Source organism: Dokdonella sp. (assembly GCF_035511235.1).
Taxonomy (GTDB): Bacteria; Pseudomonadota; Gammaproteobacteria; order Xanthomonadales; family Rhodanobacteraceae; genus Dokdonella.
This window is the reverse complement of sequence record NZ_DATKFQ010000044.1, coordinates 1-16791: the sequence shown is the minus strand read 5'-3', so window position 1 is coordinate 16791 and position 16791 is coordinate 1. Positions and strand designations below refer to the sequence as shown.

At 72.2% G+C, this 16791-nt stretch carries 14 protein-coding genes; 11 read left to right on the top strand and 3 right to left on the bottom strand.

From position 1 onward, the window contains the following. Nucleotide 1: 1 nt before the first annotated feature. Nucleotides 2-727, bottom strand: coding sequence for an ECF-type sigma factor (locus VMR06_RS17425; protein ID WP_325378748.1), 726 nt, complete (start codon nucleotides 725-727; stop codon nucleotides 2-4). On the opposite strand from VMR06_RS17425, the gene VMR06_RS17420 reads away from it, so the two are divergent. From VMR06_RS17420 to murB, 4 genes are all read left to right on the top strand, one after another. Continuing rightward, nucleotides 726-1508 carry a class I SAM-dependent methyltransferase gene (locus tag VMR06_RS17420; protein WP_325378746.1) on the top strand — a complete coding sequence of 261 codons (783 nt, stop codon included), beginning with the start codon at nucleotides 726-728 and terminating at the stop codon, nucleotides 1506-1508. The genes VMR06_RS17425 and VMR06_RS17420 overlap by 2 nt on opposite strands. A gap of 83 nt (nucleotides 1509-1591) precedes the next feature. Further along, the gene (locus VMR06_RS17415; RefSeq protein WP_325378744.1) at nucleotides 1592-2068 is read left to right on the top strand and encodes a cytochrome C; all 477 of its coding nucleotides are present in this window, start codon (nucleotides 1592-1594) and stop codon (nucleotides 2066-2068) included. A gap of 148 nt (nucleotides 2069-2216) precedes the next feature. Beyond that, the gene (locus tag VMR06_RS17410; protein WP_325378742.1) at nucleotides 2217-3281 is read left to right on the top strand and encodes a quinone-dependent dihydroorotate dehydrogenase; all 1065 of its coding nucleotides are present in this window, start codon (nucleotides 2217-2219) and stop codon (nucleotides 3279-3281) included. Further along, entirely contained in the window at nucleotides 3278-4339 is a 1062-nt protein-coding gene (murB, locus tag VMR06_RS17405; protein WP_325378740.1) for a UDP-N-acetylmuramate dehydrogenase, read from the top strand. The genes VMR06_RS17410 and murB overlap by 4 nt, the downstream gene beginning before the upstream one ends. Here murB and VMR06_RS17400 read toward each other — a convergent pair. Next, complete coding sequence (locus VMR06_RS17400; protein ID WP_325378738.1) at nucleotides 4285-7071, bottom strand: serine/threonine-protein kinase; 2787 nt, start codon at nucleotides 7069-7071, stop codon at nucleotides 4285-4287. The genes murB and VMR06_RS17400 overlap by 55 nt on opposite strands. A gap of 177 nt (nucleotides 7072-7248) precedes the next feature. Between VMR06_RS17400 and VMR06_RS17395 the strand changes: the two genes are divergently transcribed. From VMR06_RS17395 to VMR06_RS17365, 7 genes are all read left to right on the top strand, one after another. Continuing rightward, entirely contained in the window at nucleotides 7249-9051 is a 1803-nt protein-coding gene (locus VMR06_RS17395) for a DUF1800 domain-containing protein (RefSeq protein ID WP_325378736.1), read from the top strand. 5 nt (nucleotides 9052-9056) lie between these two features. After that, the gene (locus VMR06_RS17390; protein ID WP_325378734.1) at nucleotides 9057-10466 is read left to right on the top strand and encodes a DUF1501 domain-containing protein; all 1410 of its coding nucleotides are present in this window, start codon (nucleotides 9057-9059) and stop codon (nucleotides 10464-10466) included. Between the two features lie 154 nt (nucleotides 10467-10620). Next, entirely contained in the window at nucleotides 10621-11286 is a 666-nt protein-coding gene (locus VMR06_RS17385; protein ID WP_325378731.1) for a cytochrome c4, read from the top strand. 103 nt (nucleotides 11287-11389) lie between these two features. Beyond that, a complete protein-coding gene (locus VMR06_RS17380; protein WP_325378729.1) occupies nucleotides 11390-12064 on the top strand; it encodes a thiol:disulfide interchange protein DsbA/DsbL in 675 nt (224 codons plus the stop codon). A gap of 48 nt (nucleotides 12065-12112) precedes the next feature. Beyond that, nucleotides 12113-12781: a thiol:disulfide interchange protein DsbA/DsbL gene (locus VMR06_RS17375; protein WP_325378727.1), complete on the top strand. Its 669-nt coding sequence runs from the start codon at nucleotides 12113-12115 to the stop codon at nucleotides 12779-12781. An 87-nt stretch (nucleotides 12782-12868) separates the two neighbouring features. Continuing rightward, nucleotides 12869-13702 (top strand): endonuclease/exonuclease/phosphatase family protein, encoded by an 834-nt coding sequence (locus tag VMR06_RS17370; RefSeq protein ID WP_325378725.1) that lies wholly within the window; start codon nucleotides 12869-12871, stop codon nucleotides 13700-13702. 88 nt (nucleotides 13703-13790) lie between these two features. Then, nucleotides 13791-15818: a transglycosylase SLT domain-containing protein gene (locus VMR06_RS17365; RefSeq protein WP_325378723.1), complete on the top strand. Its 2028-nt coding sequence runs from the start codon at nucleotides 13791-13793 to the stop codon at nucleotides 15816-15818. Nucleotides 15819-15878: 60 nt separating this feature from the next. Here the strand turns inward: VMR06_RS17365 and VMR06_RS17360 are convergent, their stop codons facing one another. After that, nucleotides 15879-16739, bottom strand: coding sequence for a dimethylarginine dimethylaminohydrolase family protein (locus VMR06_RS17360; protein ID WP_325378721.1), 861 nt, complete (start codon nucleotides 16737-16739; stop codon nucleotides 15879-15881). Between the last annotated feature and the right edge of the window lie 52 nt (nucleotides 16740-16791).

The window sequence follows — 16791 nt, the reverse complement described above, 5'->3', positions numbered from 1 at the left end:
CTCAGTCGTCGAGCTGGTCGCGCAGCCACAGCCGCGCGAGCGCGAAATCGCGGTACACGGTACGCTCGTCGACGCCCATCACCCCGGCCAACTCGCGCACGGACAGGCCGACGAAATAGCGCAGCTCCACGGTGCGCGCCAGCCGCGGATCGACCGCCTCGAGCTCGCCGAGCGCGGCGTCGAGTTTCTCCACGTCGGTATCGCGGGGGATCGGCAGCTGCATCGCCTCGATCAGATCCACCCGCTCCAGGCCGCCGCCGCGCTTCTCCGCGCGGGTCTGCCGCACGTGATCGATCAGCAGATTGCGCATGATGCGCCCGGCGACCTTGAACAGGTCGCGATGCGACTGGAACTGCAGATCCTGTGCCTCCAGCAGGCGCATCAGCACATCGTTCACGAGCGCGGTCGGCTGCAGCGTGACCTGCGCCTGTCCGGCCAAGCTGCCCGCCGCCATCGCCCGGAGTTCGGCGTAGACACGCGGCAGCAGCGCATCGAGCGCGAGCCGGTCGCCGGCCTGCCAGCGGCCCAGCAAGACGGTGATCTCGCCCGGATCGGAGCCTGCGGGGAACGCTGGGCGCATGCGTTGACCTACCGGTACGGCGCTCCGCGCGGAGTGTGGCGGCGTCCCTTGTGTCCGGCCGCGGCGGACGCCGGGGCGGGTGTAGTATCGGCACAATTCGTGCCGGCGGGAAATCCCGCGCCCGACTGCCCGACCCAGCGCCGCCATGTCCCCTGCCTCGTTCGACTCCACCCAGCGCTTCAGCGACCGCGTCGCCGACTACGTCCGCTATCGGCCCGACTACCCGGCCGCCGTGATCGACTGGCTCAGCGACGCGCACGGCCTGGTGCCGTCGTGGACCGTCGCCGACGTCGGCGCCGGCACCGGCATCTCCTCGCGGATGTTCCTCGACGCCGGCAATACCGTGTTCGCGGTCGAGCCGAACGCGCCGATGCGCGCGGCGGCCGAGCGCTGGCTCGGCGGGAACCCGCGCTTCCACGCCGTCGACGGCAGTGCCGAGGCGACGACGCTGGCGGCCGGCAGCGTCGATCTGGTGGCCGCGGCGCAGGCGTTTCACTGGTTCGACGCCGACGCGGTGCGGCTGGAATGGGCGCGCATCCTGCGCCCGCGCGGCCTCGCCGCGGTGTTCTGGAACTCGCGCCTGCTCGCCGGCAGCGCGTTCCTGGAAGGCTACGAGCGGCTGCTGCTCGACTACGGCACCGACTACGTCAGCGTCGCCGAACGCTACGCCGACGAGGCGGCGATGCGTCGCTGGTTCGGCGCGGGCTACCGCGGCGCGGCGACCTTTCCGCACCGCCAGCTGCTCGACTTCGAGGCCTTGCGCGGCCGGCTGCTGTCGTCCTCGTATGCGCCGCGCCAGGGCGATCCGCGTCACGCGCCGATGCTGGCCGCGCTGCGCACGCTGTTCGACGCGACCGCGCGCGAGGGTCTGGTCGGCTTCGACTACGAAACGCGCATCTACGTGGGCACGCTGCCGGCGCCGCCGTGATAGGCCGGTGATAGCAAGCGGCGCCCGCTCGCGTCCTGGTCCGGCGAAGGCCCGCACGGTGCGGGCCATGCTCGCCGCCGCCGATGATCCGATTCCTCTTCACCCTGCTGGCCCTGACCGCCCTGCCGGCGCTCGCCGCGCCGCCCGATGCCGACCTGGTCGAGCGCGGCCGCTACCTGGCGCGCATCGCCGGCTGTCACGACTGCCACTCGCCGGGCTTCGCCGCCAGCGGCGGCAAGACGCCGCCCGAGCAATGGTTCACCGGCGACCGGCTCGGCTTCTCCGGCCCCTGGGGCACGACCTATCCGAGCAATCTGCGCCGCGCGATCGGCCTGAAGACGCTGCCGGGCTGGAAGGCCTATGCGCGCGCGGCGGTGCTGCGGCCGCCGATGCCGTACTGGGCGCTCAATGCGATGACCGACGCCGACCTGGAGGCGCTGTGGCACTACACGCGCGCGCTCGGCCCGGCCGGCGAGCCGGCACCGGCCGCGCTGCCGCCGGGCGCCGAGGCGCCGCTGCCGGTGTTCCGCCTGGTGCTGCCGGCCGCCGCGGCGCCGTGACGGCCGCCCGGCCTGCGCGTACCCGGGTCTGCGGGTACACTGCGCGCCCTTCGGGAGAGCGCGATGACCCCAGACCCCGCCATCTCGGCCGCCCAGGCGGCACCACCGCCGGCCGCCCGCCCGCGCCGCCACGGCACCGCGCGCTGACATGTACGCGCTGGCCCGCCCGCTGCTGTTCCGCCTCGACGCCGAACGCGCGCATCAGCTGTCGCTGAAGGCGGTCGAGACCGCCTACCGCTGCGGCTTCGAGCCGCTGCTCGCGGTGCGGCCGGCGCCGCTGCCGGTCAAGGCGTTCGGCATCACGTTCCCGAATCCGGTCGGCCTGGCGGCCGGCCTCGACAAGGATGCCGCCCACCTCGACGCGCTGGCCGCGCTCGGCTTCGGCTTCGTCGAGGTCGGCACGACCACGCCGCGCCCGCAGGCCGGCAATCCCAAGCCGCGCATGTTCCGGCTGCCCGAGCATGCGGCGGTGATCAACCGGCTCGGCTTCAACAATGCCGGCGTCGACGCGCTGCTCGCCAACGTCGAGCGCGCGCGCTTCGACGGCGTGCTCGGCATCAACATCGGCAAGAACAAGGACACGCCGAACGAGCGTGCGGTCGAGGACTATCTGTACTGCCTCGAACGCGTCTACACCCGGGCGAGCTACGTGACCGTCAACATCTCCTCGCCGAATACGCAGGGTCTGCGCGACCTGCAGGAAGAAGACACGCTCAAACGCTTCATCGGCACGCTGTGCGAGGCACGCGAACGCCTGGCCGGCCGCCACGGCCGGCGCACGCCGATGCTGCTGAAGATCGCGCCGGACCTGTCCGAGACCGAGCTCGACGCGATCGCCGAAGTGCTGTCGGCCAGCGCGATCGACGGCCTGATCTGCACCAATACGACGATCGACCGCAGCGCGATCGCCGGCCATCCGCTGGCCGGCGAAGCCGGCGGCCTGTCCGGGCGGCCGGTGTTCGCACGCTCGACCGCGGTCCTGGCCGGCATGGCCGAGCGCCTCGGCGGCCGCATGCCGCTGGTCGGCGTCGGCGGCATCCTGAGCGGCGCCGACGCGGCCGCCAAGCGCGCGGCCGGCGCGACGCTGGTGCAGTGCTACACCGGCCTGGTCTATCGCGGCCCGGGCCTGATCGGCGAATGCGTCGACGCGCTGCGCGCGGCGCGGCGCGCTCCGGCCGCGGCGGCCTCCGCGGCGGCGGGCGGCTCGCCGTGAGCGATCGCCCGGTCGCGATCGTCGAGCATCCCGGCTACACGATCGTCGAGCACGCCTCGCTGCTCGGTCGCAACACGCTGCAGGTCGCCGCGCGCGCCGAGCTGCTGATCGACGTGCGCAAGCCCGGCGCGCTCGCCGAGCTGTTCGCGCTGCCGGCGCTCGGCCGCCTGCCGCTGCTGGTGCTCGGCGCCGGCAGCAACATCCTGTTCGCCGGCGACTGGCCCGGCATCGTGCTGTCGATGGCGACGCGCGGCATCACGATCCTCGAGGAGCGCGGCGACGGCGCCCTGGTCCGCGCCGAGGCCGGCGAAGCCTGGAACGACGTGGTGTCCTGGTCGCTGGCCAAAGGGCTGGCCGGCCTCGAGAACCTGGTGCTGATTCCCGGTCTGGCCGGCGCCTCGCCGATCCAGAACATCGGCGCCTACGGCACCGAGATCGGCGAGTTCGTCGAGACCGTCGAGGCCTACGACCGGCTCGCAGGCCGGATCGTGCGGCTGGACAAGGCGCAGTGCGCGTTCGGCTACCGCGACTCGGCGTTCAAGCGCGCGCCGGATCGCTACGTGATCACCGCGATCGAGCTGGCCCTGCCGCACGAGCGCCCATTGCGTACCGGCTATGCCGGCATCGCCGAGGAACTGGCCGCGCTCGGTGTCGACACGCCGACGCCGGCGCACCTGGCCGAGGCGATCGCGCGGATCCGCACGCGCAAGCTGCCGAATCCGGCCCTGGTCGGCAATGCCGGCAGCTTCTTCAAGAATCCGATCGTCACGACGGCCGCCGCCGAGACCCTGCGTCGCGAGCACCCGGATCTGCCGGCCTGGCCGGCCGGCGACGGCACGATGAAGCTGGCGGCGGCCTGGCTGATCGAGCGCTGCGGCTTCAAGGGACTGCGCGAAGGCGATGCCGGCGTCTCGGCCGAGCATGCGCTGGTCCTGGTCAACCACGGCCGCGCCGGCGGCGCCGAACTGCTGGCACTGGCGCGGCGCATCGTCGAGGGCGTCGCTCAGCGCTTCGGCGTCGTGCTCGAGCCCGAGCCGCGGATCGTCGGCGCGTCCTGAACCGCCTCCTCGGCCGCCCTGCGCGCGCGCCGCAACGACGTCGGCAGGCCGGCCGCATCGCGCGCCAGCAGCGGATCGAGCACAGCCTGGCGCAGCGGGCCGGCGGCGGCGAGGTCGCCTTCGGACCGGCGCAGGCCGTACAGCCGCGCGGCGAGAAACACGACCTCCGGGTCGGCATCGCCACGCGCAGCGCGCAGCTCGGTCAGCAGCGGATCGAGCACGCCGATCGCCGCCGCGGCATCGCCGTCCAGCCGCTCGATGTCGGCGAGCAGTGCCGCGCTGCGCAGCGTATCGGGATGACCGGTGCCGAGCAGGCGCTGCCGCGCCGCGTAGACGCCGGCGGCGCAGGTGCGCGCCTCGTCGAGCCGCCCGATGTTCTTGAGGATCGAGCAGTACACGTCCTCGGACTTGAGCGTGTCCGGATGCTCGGCGCCGAGCGTGCGGCGCCGCGCTTCGAGCACCTGACGCTGCAGATCGACCGCGTCGGCGCCGTGGCCGCTGCGGTCGAGCAGCGCGGCGAGGTTCTGCATCGAGCGCAGCGTCTGGAAGTGTTCCGGCCCGAGCACGCGGCGGCGCGCGTCGATGACCTGCTCGAGCAGCGGCCGCGCCTCGTCGAAGCGTCCCAGATCGACCAGCGAGGACGCGATGTTGCCGATGTCGTTCAGCGTGGCCGGATGCTCGGCGCCGGCAGTGCGCAGGCGGATCGCGTAGGACGCGCGCTGCAGCGCCAGGGCGCCCTCGAAATCGCCGTTCATCGCGCGCGCGGCCGACAGATTGGTCATCGTCGAGAGCGTGCCCTCGCTTTCCGGATTCACGCGCCGGCGCGCCTCGTAGACCTGCTCGAACTCGGCCAGCGCTGCGGCACCGTCGCCGAGCCGTGCCAGCGTGATGCCGAGATTGTTGCGCAACGTCAGTACGCGGTCGGGATCGACGCCGTCCATGTGCGCGCTCTCGTCGAGCAGTTTCTGCTGCAGCGCGCGCGCCGCCGCGAGCTCGCCGCGATCGGAATGGACCTGCGCCAGCTCGATGCCGACTCCGAGCCGTTCGTTCGGTCCGGGCGGCGTCGCTGCGGCGACGTCCCAGACCGCCTGCAGCAACGACAGGGCCTCGTCCTGCTTGCCCTGGCGATTGAGCGCGCGGCCGAGCTCCGCCGCGGCGGCCCAGGTGCGCCGGTCGGCCTCGCCGAACTGCGCGCGGCGCAGCGTCCATGCGCTGCGCGCCGCGTCTTCGGACTGCGCGAACAGGCCGATCGCCTCGTAGACATCGGCCACCGCGCTGTCCAGATCGGCCGCCAGCGCCGGCTGGTCGGCGAAATCGCGCGCGACCGCGGCGCGGGCACGCGCCAGCAGCTGACGGTCGAGCACGTCGCGCGCCACGTCGGCACCGTTGAGCACGCCCGATACGCGCTCGAATGCGCCGGCCAGCGCGGCGTCGCCGGACTGGGCGACCTGGGCGCGCTGGCGATCGAGCATCGCCTTGCCCATCGCCTCGACGTCGATGCCGGCCAGCATCGACTGCTGGAACGCGGCCACCTGCTCGAGCTCGCGCTGGCGCGCCTCGGCGACCATGCGCTGGGTGCGCGCCTGCATCAGGCCGTACAGCGAGAACACCAGGCCGAGCACGATTGCGGCCAGTACCGCACTGGCCGCGGCGAACGCCACGCGATGGCGGCGCAGGAACTTGCCGGCCGCATACCCGGGCCGGTCGCCGACCGCGATCAACGGACGCTGCGCGAGGTAGCGGCGCAGCTCCTCGGCCAGCTCGCCGGCCGAGGCGTAGCGCTCGGCCGGGTCGTGGCGCACCGCCTTGGCGACGACGAAGTCGAGCTCGGCACGCAGCAAGGCGCGCAGACGGCCGGGCCGCAGACCGCAGGCACGCGCGACCTCGGCCAGGCGCCGGCCGCCGGCCGCGTCCAGCGCCTGCGAGGGCGCGCGCAGCGTGGTGCGTTCGGTGCCGTCCGCGGCGACGCTGCGCAACCGGCTGTCGGCAGCCGGGCGCGCGCCGGTCAGCAGCTCGAACAGGATCACGCCGAGCGAGTAGACGTCGCTGCGCGCGTCGACCAGGAACTGCGAGAACCCCGACTGCTCCGGACTCATGTAGGTCGGCGTGCCGGCGATCTCGACGCCGCCGGCGCCGTCGGCGAACAGCCGCGTCGCCGCGGTGGCGATGCCGAAGTCGATGATCTTCGGCATCGCGCGGCCGTCGACCTCGGTGACCAGGATGTTGTCGGGCTTAAGGTCGCGATGGACGATGCCGCGCGAATGCGCGTGCTGGACGCCGTCGCAGACCTGCGCGAACAGCGCGATGCGCGCGTCCAGCGCCAGGCCGCGCCGTTCGCAGTAGCGCGCGATCGGCAGGCCCTCGATGTATTCCATCGCGAAGTACGGCGCACCGGTGTCGGTGGTGCCGGCGTCGAAGATCTGCGCGATCGCCGGATGCTGCATCTGCGCCAGCATCTGCCGCTCGACCTCGAAATAGGCGCGCTGCAGCGTGTCCAGGCGCGTGCCGCGCAGCAGCTTCAGCGCGACGGTGCGGCGGACCGGCTCGATCTGTCCGGCGCGGTAGACCGCGCCCATGCCGCCGTGGCCGAGCAGCGCCTCGATCCGGTAGCGGCCCACGCGCATGCCCGGCTGCAGGAAGTCCGCGCCGTCCTCACCCGGGCGCGCGCCGGGCAGGCCCACCGTCTCCAGCTCGCTGTCGTCGACCGGCCCCTGCATGACGCCCCCCTGCACGGCGGCATCGTACACAAAATCGCACGCGGCCCAGGCACCGGCCCGATGCGGCGGCGCGTCATGCGTCGGCCAAAGCGCGGGCGCGGTCACGTTCGCGGCTCAGCACTTGGGTATGCTCGCGGTCGTCGCCCCAGCCCGCTGCGACGCCCCTGCCCCGCCGCCGCAAGGACACGCTTCATGGAACCCGCCAGCGCTGGCCTGTCCGCCGCCGCTCTCCGCCGCCGCCTGTTCGCCGGACTGGCCGGCGCGGTCGGCGCCGCCCCCGCCGTCTCGATGCGCCGGCCCGGCAAGGCGCCGCTCGCCGCCGCCGAAGCCACCCAGGCCGCGTCCGCCGCCGACGCGCCGGCGGCGTTCCCGATCGCACCGGACCGCGTCGGCTGGCTGCAGAAGGCGACGTTCGGCTTCAGCACGCCGGAGGACTACGACCTGCTGCAGCTGCCCGGCGCGACCGCCGACGCGAAGTGGGAGGCCTGGGTCGAGCGCCAGCTGGCACCGGCCTCGATCGCCGATGCCGACTGCGACGCCCGCCTCGGCGCGGCCGGCTTCGCGACGCTCGGCAAGACGCTGCAGCAGCTGTGGGCGCAGCACTACGGCGACGGCGCCAACTACTACAACCGCATGCTGCCGGTCGCCGAGACCGAGTGCGCGACGATGATCCGCGCGATCTACAGCAAGCGCCAGCTGTTCGAGCGCGTCGTCAACTTCTGGCACGACCACTTCAGCGTGTTCGGCTGGGAATACGACATCGGCCCGATCTTCACGCACTACGACCGCGACGTGATCCGGCCCAACGCGTTCGGCAACTTCCGCAGCCTGCTCGAACAGGTCGCCACGTCCACGGCGATGCAGTTCTACCTCGACAACTACGCCAGCCGCGGCGCGGACTTCAACGAGAACTACGCGCGCGAGCTGATCGAGCTGCACACGCTCGGCGTCGGCAACTATTTCGGCCCGGGCGATCCGTTCTCGGTCGAGTGCCTCGACTCGCTGATCCACTGCCCGGACTCGATGCCGGCCGGCTACGTCGACAACGACGTCTACGAGGCCGCCGGCGCGCTGACCGGCTGGACGATCAGGAACGGTCACTGGCAGTACCCGGCCGACAACGACGGCACCTTCGTCTACCGCTCCGACTGGCACGACCGCCGCAACAAGATCTTCCTCGGCGAGTACCTGCCGGCCAACCAGCCGGCGATGCAGGACGGGCGCATGGTGTTCGACCGCCTGGTCGCGCACCCGGGCACGGCGCGCTTCGTCGCGCGCAAGCTGTGCCGGCGCTTCGTCGGCGACACGCCGTCGCAGGCGCTGGTCGATGCGGTCGCGGTGCAGTTCAACACGCACATCGCCGCGCCGGACCAGATCGCGCGGATGCTGCGCACGATCCTGCTCAGCGCCGAGTTCAAGACCAGCTGGGGCACCGGCATGCGCCGCCCGTTCGAGGTCACGATGAGCGCGCTGCGCGGCCTCGGCGCCAACTTCACGCCGCGGCCCGACAACAGCAGCGCCTGGACCACGACCGAGCGCCTGGTCTCGCATCTGCAGCAGGCCGGCCACCGCTCGTTCGCGTGGAGTCCGCCGAACGGCTATCCGGACCGGCAGACCGCATGGGCCAGCACCGGCTCGCTGGCGATGACGCTCAAGCTGCTGGCCTGGGTGCCGGAGATGCGCGTCGACAACGACGGCAGCTCGGCGTTCATCGCCGACATCCTCGCGCAGACGCGCGCGGCGCTTCCCGACGCGGCCGCGCGCACCGCCGCGGCGATCATCGGCTACTGGGCGACGCGCCTGCTCGGCTACCAGCCCGAGCCGACCGTCTCGGTGGTCACCGCGTTCCTGCAGCAGAACGCCGCGGCGACCGCGCCGATCAACATCGACGAGGACGTCTGGAACACCGGCAATCTCGCGCGCCACTACACGCAGCAGCGGCTGCGCACCGCCGTCGGCATGCTGCTGATGAGCCCCGACTACTTCCGCCGGTGACCGCCATGGGTTCGTTCGATCGTCGCGACTTCCTCAAACTGTGCGGCGCCGGCGCGCTGACCGCCGGCCTGGTGCCGGGCGCGCGCCTGGCGTTCGCCGCGCCGGAGGCCAATGCCTACGACACGCTGATCGTCGTGTTCCTGCGCGGCGGCTGCGACGGGCTCAGCCTGGTGCCGCCGACCGGCGGCAACGACCGCGCCTACTACGAGATCGCGCGGCCCGACCTGACCGTGCCGATCAGCGGCAATGGCGCTGCGCTGGGCCTGGCCAACTCCGGCAGCGGCTGGGGCCTGCATCCGCGCGCCTCGGCGCTGCACGGCCTGTATCAGGCCAACAAGCTCGCCGTGGTGCTCGGCGCCGGCATGCCGGCACCGGTCACGCGCAGCCATTTCGACGCGCAGCAGACGATGGAGTACGGCACGCCCGGCAGCACCGGCTCGGCGACCGGCTGGCTGACGCGCTACCTGACCAGCGCGAACCTGCCGGCCAACATCACGATCCCGGCGCTGTCGGCCGGCAGCATCACCGCCTCGAGCCTGATCGCCAGCACCGAGGCGATCACGATGGGCAACGGCAACGATTTCCGCATCGACAGCTCGGCCTGGCCGTGGAACGCGCGCGACCGCTACCGCGACGACGACGGCAACATCAACGCGCCGGCCGGCTTCCGCGGCCTGGTCGAGGTGCTGCCGGACCTGTGGGCCGGCGATTCGGCGCTGGAGGCCGCCGCGCGCCAGACCTTCGACGCGCTGTCGATCATCCGCCCGATGAACTTCGGCGCGTACGCGCCCGGCAACGGCGCCAGCTATCCGACCGACGGCTTCGGCAACCAGCTCAAGATGATCGCGCAGATCCTCAAGGCCGACCTCGGCCTGCGCGTGGCGGCGATCGATCTCGGCGGCTGGGACACCCACAACGGCCAGGGCGTGCCGACCTCCGGCTACGACCCGTTCGGCAACACGGTGGAGTCGCTGTCGCGCGGACTGGCCGCGTTCTATACCGACCTGGACGGCGCCGGCGCCGCCAACTACACCAGCCGCACCAGCATCATCGTCATGAGCGAGTTCGGCCGGCGCATGCGCCAGAACGGCAGCGACGGCACCGACCACGGCTACGGCAACATGATGATGGCGCTCGGCGGCTCGGTGAACGGCGGCCGCGTCTACGGCCTGGACGTGTTCGCGGGCCTGGCCGATCAGGCCCTGTTCGAGGGCGAGGACGTCATGGTCACGACCGACTTCCGCCGCGTGCTGTCCGAGGCGCTGATCCGGCGCCTGGCCAATCCGCGCCTGGGCCGCATCTTTCCGGGCTACGGCGGCTATGCGCCGCTCGGCATCTTCCAGGGCACCGATCTGCCGCCCGACTACGGCGGCGGAGAGGACGCGATCTTCCGCAGCGGCTTCGAACCGGTCTGACCGCCGGCCGCTGCGACACTGCGCGCCGCCGGCGCGGTTTGACCGTCTTTGGGCGCACTGGGATAATCCTTCGGTTTCGCCGAGAGCCTAGGTCACCAGACGCCACCTGTCGGCAGCCGTCGTGGATATCCAACCCGTTTTTCGGAGTGCCCGTATGAGTGTTCGGCGAATCCTGTCCCTCGCGCTGCTGGTCGGTGCCGGCGCCGCGCACGCCGCCGGCGATGCGCCCAAGCCCATTCTTGGCGACGCCAAGGCCGGCGAGGCCAAGGCCGCGGTCTGCGGCGCCTGCCACGGCATGGACGGCAATGCCGCCGACAAGATGTACCCGAAGCTGGCCGGCCAGAACGAGGCCTACATCGCGCACCAGCTCGAGCTGTTCAAGAGCGGCAAGCGCAACAACCCGATCATGATGCCGTTCGCGGCACCGCTGTCGACCCAGGACATGCACGACCTCGGCGCGTTCTTCGCGACCAAGACCTCGCTGCCGGGCGTCGCCGACGATGCGCTGCTGGCGCGCGGCAGCACGCTCTACCGCGCCGGCGACGCCAAGACCGGCGTGCCGGCCTGCATGGCCTGTCACGGCCCGAGCGGCCGCGGCATGGCCGGCACCGGCTATCCGCAGCTCGGCGGCCAGTGGGCCGACTACGTCAGCACGCGCCTGAAGGGCTGGAAGGACGGCAGCGGCGCGATCGACGACCCGCACGCCCAGATCATGCAGACGATCGCCGAGCGCCTGACCGAGCAGGACATCGCCGCGGTCTCCTCGTATGTCGAGGGCCTGCACACCGCGGCGGCGCGGACCGAGACCGCCGCGAAGTAATCCCGGCGGGAACCTTCGCCGCGATCGGGGCTCTCTACGGACCCGTCCCGGAGCGGCGGCCCGGCCCGCACCGTTCCACGCGCAGTCCTCTTACGGAGTCTCCATGCTGAAGTCGCTCGTTTTCCTGCTGGCCGGCGTCGCCGCGGCATCCGCATCGGCGCAGACGCCCGCGCCCGGCCAGTGGCAGGCCGGCAAGCACTATTTCGTGATCGAACCGCCGCAGTCGACGCCGGGCGGCGACAAGATCGACGTCGTCGAGGTGTTCTCGTACGGCTGCCCGGCCTGCAACAGCTTCGCGCCGATCGCCGACCGCCTGAAGGCCGCGCTGCCGCCGAATGCGCAGATGCGCTACGTGCCGGCCTCGTTCAACACCGCCGAATCCTGGCCGCTGTTCCAGCGCGCGTTCTTCACAGCGCAGGCGCTCGGCATCATCGACAAGTCGCACAACGCGACCTTCCCCGCGGTCTGGGGCAACGGTCCGCTGTCGATCCGCGACGCCGCGACCGGCCGCATGATCAAGCCGACGATCGAGGACGCCGCCAAGTTCTACGCCCAGTACGGCGTCAGCGCCGAGGACTTCGTCGCGACCGCCAACTCGTTCGCGATCAACACCAGCATGAAGCGGGCCGACGCCTGGATCAAGGCGACCGGCGTGGACTCGACGCCGACCATCGTCGTCAACGGCAAGTACCGCGTCACCGGCCTGTCGGCCGGCAGCTGGGAGAACATCATCCCGGTCGTGCAATACCTGGTGCAGAAGGAAACGACCGGCGGCTGAGCGGCCGCTGCGCACCCTCCCATCTCCCGCCAACGAGGACACCCCCGCATGCTGCGTTCGATCACCCTGCTGCTGACCGGCCTGCTGGCCGTGACCGCCTGCCACGCCGACGAGAATGCACCCGCCAAGACCGCCGCCGCGGCGACCCAGTGGGTCGAGGGCACGCACTACTTCCCGATCGACCCGCCGCAGCCGACCAGCAGCGGCGACAAGGTCGAAGTGCTCGAGGTGTTCAGCTACGCCTGCGTGCACTGCGCGCACTTCGAGCCGTATGCGCAGCAGCTCAAGAAGGAGCTGCCGGGCTACGCCGCATTCTCGGCGATGCCGGCGATCTTCAACCCGTCCTGGGAGCCGTTCGCGCGCGCGTACTACTCGGCGCAGTCGCTCGGCGTGCTCGACAAGACCCATCAGGCGCTGTTCGACGCGCTGCACCGCGACCACGAGCCGATCCGCGACATCAACGACCTGGCCCAGTTCTACGCGCGTCACGGCGTGGAGGCCAACAAGTTCCTGTCGGCGGCCAGCTCGTTCGAGGTCGAGTCGAAGCTGGCGCGCTCGCGCCAGGCCGTGCCGCAGTACGGCGTCGACGGCACGCCGACGATCATCGTCGCCGGCAAGTACCGCATCACCGGCCAGTCGGCCGGCGGCTTCCCGCAGGTGGTCGAACTGACCCGCTACCTGGTCGAGCGCGAGCACGCGGCCAAGAGCAAGCGCTGAACGGCATGCCGCAACCGGGCCGCGCACACGCGATCGTGTGAACGGCCCGGCTTGCGCTCGGCGACGCGGAACCCTACGTTGACGTCCGTGAATCCGCCCACGGCCGCCGCACCGCCCGCCCCGACGCAGCTGCGCCTGCTGAGCTGCAACATCCTCGCCGGCGGCAGCATGCGCCGCTACCGCGACTACGTGACGCGCGGCCTGCACCATGTGCTGCCGGCCGCCGGCAAGCGCGCCAACCTCGACGGCCTGGCGCGCGTATGCGCCGAGTTCGACGTGGTCGCGCTGCAGGAGGCCGATCCGGGCAGCCTGCGCTCGGGCTTCCTGAACCAGACCCAGTACCTGGCCGAGGCGGCCGGCTTTCCGTTCTGGAGCCATCAGCCGAACCGGCGCGTCTCGCGCATCGCGTCTTCGAGCAACGGTCTGCTCGCGCGCCGCCAGCCCGACGAGGTGCTGTCCTACCCGCTGCCGGGGCGCATCCCCGGCCGCGGCGCGCTCTGGGTGCGCTTCGGCCATGGCGACCAGGAACTGGTCGTCGTGATCGCCCACCTGTCGCTCGGTCAGCAGGCGCGCATGCGCCAGCTCGATTTCCTCGCCGAGCTGATCAGCACGCATCCGCACGCGGTGCTGATGGGCGATCTGAACACCACCGCGCAGAGCCCCGAGCTGCGCCGCTTCTGCGAGCGGACCCTGCTCGCCCTGCCCGGCGATCCGCCGCTGACGTTCCCGAGCTGGCGGCCGAACCGCGCGATCGACCACATCCTGGTCTCGCACGGCCTGATCGTCGACGACCTCTGGGCGGTGCCCCATCCGGTGTCCGACCATCTGCCGATCGCCGCGACGATCCGCCTGCCCGAACCCTTGAGCGCGCTCGGATCGCCGCCACGCCTCGACGTGCTGGCGGCGGAAGGCGGTGCCTGAACCGCGCCCGCCGGCGCGCGGCGCGCCGGTGCGCCGTCCCGGCAGCGGAGGCCGCGCTACACTGGCTGCCTCGTCCGCACCGACCATCATGCGCAGATTCCGCTTCTTTCTACGCCGTCTGGGCGTTCTCGCCCTGTGTCTCCCGGCCGCGACGGCCGCTGCCGCGCCGGCCGACCTGGCCGCGCAGCGCGCGCAGTTTCCTGCCGTGCTGGCACTGGCCGAACGCGGACCGGCCGACAGCTGGAAGCGTCTGGCTGCCGGGCTCGAGGACTATCCGCTGTTTCCGTATCTGGAATACACCGCATTGCGGCGCGGCAAGGGCCCGTTGCAGCGTGAAGCGGTCGACGCCTATCTGGCGCGTTTTCCGGACACGCTGCCGGCGCGCGACCTGCGCAATGCCTATCTGCGCCAGCTCGCGGCGGACGGCGACTGGGCCGGCTTCCGCGGCCACTGGCAGGACACGCCCGATCGCGACCTGCGCTGCGCCTGGCAGCGTGCGCGCATCGCGGCCGGCGAGAAGCCGGTCTATGCCGGCGAGATCGAACCGCTGTGGATGCAGCCGCGCGCGACGCCGGGCACCTGCGATCCGCTGTTCGAATGGGCGCGCCGCAACGGCGTGATCGACGACGCCGCGGTCTGGCAGCGCCTGCTCGCCGCGGCCGAGGCCGGTAATCCCGAGACGGCCGCGGCGATCGCCGCGTATCTGCCGCCGGCGCAGCGCAGCGAAGGCCAGCGCATCGCCTCGGCGGTGCGCGATACGGCCACCGTGCTGGCCAAGGCCAATACCTGGCCCGACCAGCCGCGCAACCGCGATGCGATCGCCTACGGCCTGGCGCGACACGCTCGCCGCAACAGCGCCGCTGCCGAGACGCTGTGGGCCGGCCTCGCCGACCGCTTCCGCTGGGACGCCGACCAGAAGAACCGCGTGCTCAACGCACTGGCGGTGTTTCGCTCGACCAGCTACTCGCCCGACGCGCTGGCGCGTCTGAAGGCGCTGCCGGTCGAGGCCGGCGACGATGCCTCGCGCGAATGGCACGTGCGCGTCGCCCTCGCGGGCGAGGACTGGGCCGAGACGCTCGCCGCGCTCGACCGGCTGTCGGACACGCAGCAGGCCGACGCACGCTGGCGCTATCTGCGCGCGCGCACCCTGATCAAGCTCGGCCGCGAGCGCGATGCGCAGCCGCTGTTCGCGCAGCTCGCGACCGAGGCCAATTTCCACGGCTTCCTGGCCGCCGACTGGCTCGGTGCGCCGTACGCGATCTGCCCGCTGAGCACGGCGGCGACGCCGGCGCAGCGGCAGGCGATCGCCGAGCAGCCCGACCTGGAGCGCGCGTTCGAATTCCACGCGCTCGGCAAGCTGACCGAGGCGCGGCGCGAATGGGACTATGCCCTGACGCGGATCGAGCCGGCCGACCGTGCGATCGCCGCCGAGCGCGCGTATCGCGAGGGCTGGTACGACCGTGCGGTGTTCGCGCTGTCGGCGTCGCCCGATACGCTGCGGCACTACGAGCAGCGCTTTCCTCTGGCGCAGGAATCGCGCGTGCTGCGCGAGGCGCGCGGCGCCGGAGTCGAGCCGGCCTGGGCCTACGCGATCATCCGCGCCGAGAGCGCCTGGATGCCCGATGCACGCTCGCACGCGGACGCCTACGGCCTGATGCAGCTGCTGCCGGGCGTCGCCAAGCAGGTCGCGCAGACCCACAAGCTGCCGTACGGCGGTGCCGGCGACCTGTTCGATCCGGGCCTCAACATCCAGCTCGGCACGCGCTTCCTCGCGCAGATGGCGCGCCAGTACTCGGGCAGTCCATGGCTCGCAAGCGCGGCCTACAACGCCGGCGGCGCACCGGTCGGGCGCTGGATCGGCGCGCGCGGCGCGCTGGAGCCGGACTTCTTCATCGAGACGATTCCGTACAAGGAGACACGCGAATACGTCGCGCGCGTCATGGCGTTCGCCGTGATCTACGACTGGCGGCTCAACGGACGGGTGATTCCGCTCAGCGCGCGTCTGCCGCGGGTCGGCGAGGCCTACCGGCCGCCGGCCGAGGACAGCGCGCGCAAGGCCGTGGTCTGCCCCGCGCCGGCCGGCCCGCCGAGTGCGACGCCGGGCGGCGGCGACTGAGCGCCCGAATCGGCCTCGATACCGGGGCGGCGGCGCGGCACCTCGGCGATGTGCGTGGGCTCAGGCCGCGCGCTCGCTCGGGACGGCGGCCCTGCGCTGCGCCGCAGGTGGCTCGTCGAGCCGCAGCGTCAGGCACTTGGCCGAGCCGCCGGCCTTGATGAACTCATCGAGCGGCGTCTCGACCACCGCGTAGCCGGCCACCGCGAGCCGGCCGGCGAGATCGGCGTCGGCGCGATGGACGACGAGGCGATCGCCGAGATCGACCGCGTTGCACGCGAACGCGGCGGCCTGTTCGGCGCTGACCGCGATGCGGCGGTCGGCATCGACGCGCGCCTCGATCGTCGCCCGCCCGGCCGCGTCGAACGCATCTGGGTAGTAGAGCAGCCAGCCGTCGCGCAGCGGACACAGGCAGGTGTCGAGGTGGTAGTAGCGCGGATCGGTCAGCCGCAGCGGCACCGTCTCGACGCCGGTCAGCGCCTCCAGCGCCGCTGCGGCCGCGAGATCCGAGCGATGGCCGTGGCCGAACCAGAGCCGCTCGGCGGCGCGATCGAACAAGGCATCGCCGGCGCCTTCGAACGCGAGTCCGTCCGGCAGCGGCCGCACCGCGTAGCCGCGCGCGGCGAACCAGGCCGAGAACAGCGCTTCCTCGCCGCGGCGCTCGGCATGACGGAAGCGGCTCGGCACGAAGCGGTCGCCGTGGACCAGGCCGGCATTGGCCGTGAACGGCATGTCCGGCAGGCCCGCGCCGGGCGCGACCGTCTCGACCACCGCGCACGATGCCAGACGCTCGCGCAGCGCCGCCCATTGCGCGTGTGCGCGCGCGACATCGGCCCGGCCGACCTGGCCGGCCATCCACGGATTGATGATGTACTCGACCCCGAAATGGGTCGGCGGACACAGCAGCAGGCGGGGCTGGGACATGGCGGCTTCCTCGAGCGTGACGGCGTGAGCAGGCCGCCGCGCCGCGATGCGC

Excerpts from the sequence above, each read along its gene's own strand:
- VMR06_RS17420 (WP_325378746.1), top strand. The coding sequence starts at position 726 with ATGTCCCCTGCCTCGTTCGACTCCACCCAGCGCTTCAGCGACCGCGTC.
- VMR06_RS17425 (WP_325378748.1), bottom strand. The coding sequence starts at position 727 with ATGGCGGCGCTGGGTCGGGCAGTCGGGCGCGGGATTTCCCGCCGGCAC.
- VMR06_RS17360 (WP_325378721.1), bottom strand. The coding sequence starts at position 16,739 with ATGTCCCAGCCCCGCCTGCTGCTGTGTCCGCCGACCCATTTCGGGGTC.
- VMR06_RS17395 (WP_325378736.1), top strand. The coding sequence starts at position 7,249 with ATGGAACCCGCCAGCGCTGGCCTGTCCGCCGCCGCTCTCCGCCGCCGC.
- VMR06_RS17390 (WP_325378734.1), top strand. The coding sequence starts at position 9,057 with ATGGGTTCGTTCGATCGTCGCGACTTCCTCAAACTGTGCGGCGCCGGC.
- VMR06_RS17365 (WP_325378723.1), top strand. The coding sequence starts at position 13,791 with ATGCGCAGATTCCGCTTCTTTCTACGCCGTCTGGGCGTTCTCGCCCTG.
- VMR06_RS17415 (WP_325378744.1), top strand. The coding sequence starts at position 1,592 with ATGATCCGATTCCTCTTCACCCTGCTGGCCCTGACCGCCCTGCCGGCG.
- VMR06_RS17380 (WP_325378729.1), top strand. The coding sequence starts at position 11,390 with ATGCTGAAGTCGCTCGTTTTCCTGCTGGCCGGCGTCGCCGCGGCATCC.
- VMR06_RS17375 (WP_325378727.1), top strand. The coding sequence starts at position 12,113 with ATGCTGCGTTCGATCACCCTGCTGCTGACCGGCCTGCTGGCCGTGACC.
- VMR06_RS17385 (WP_325378731.1), top strand. The coding sequence starts at position 10,621 with ATGAGTGTTCGGCGAATCCTGTCCCTCGCGCTGCTGGTCGGTGCCGGC.
- VMR06_RS17410 (WP_325378742.1), top strand. The coding sequence starts at position 2,217 with ATGTACGCGCTGGCCCGCCCGCTGCTGTTCCGCCTCGACGCCGAACGC.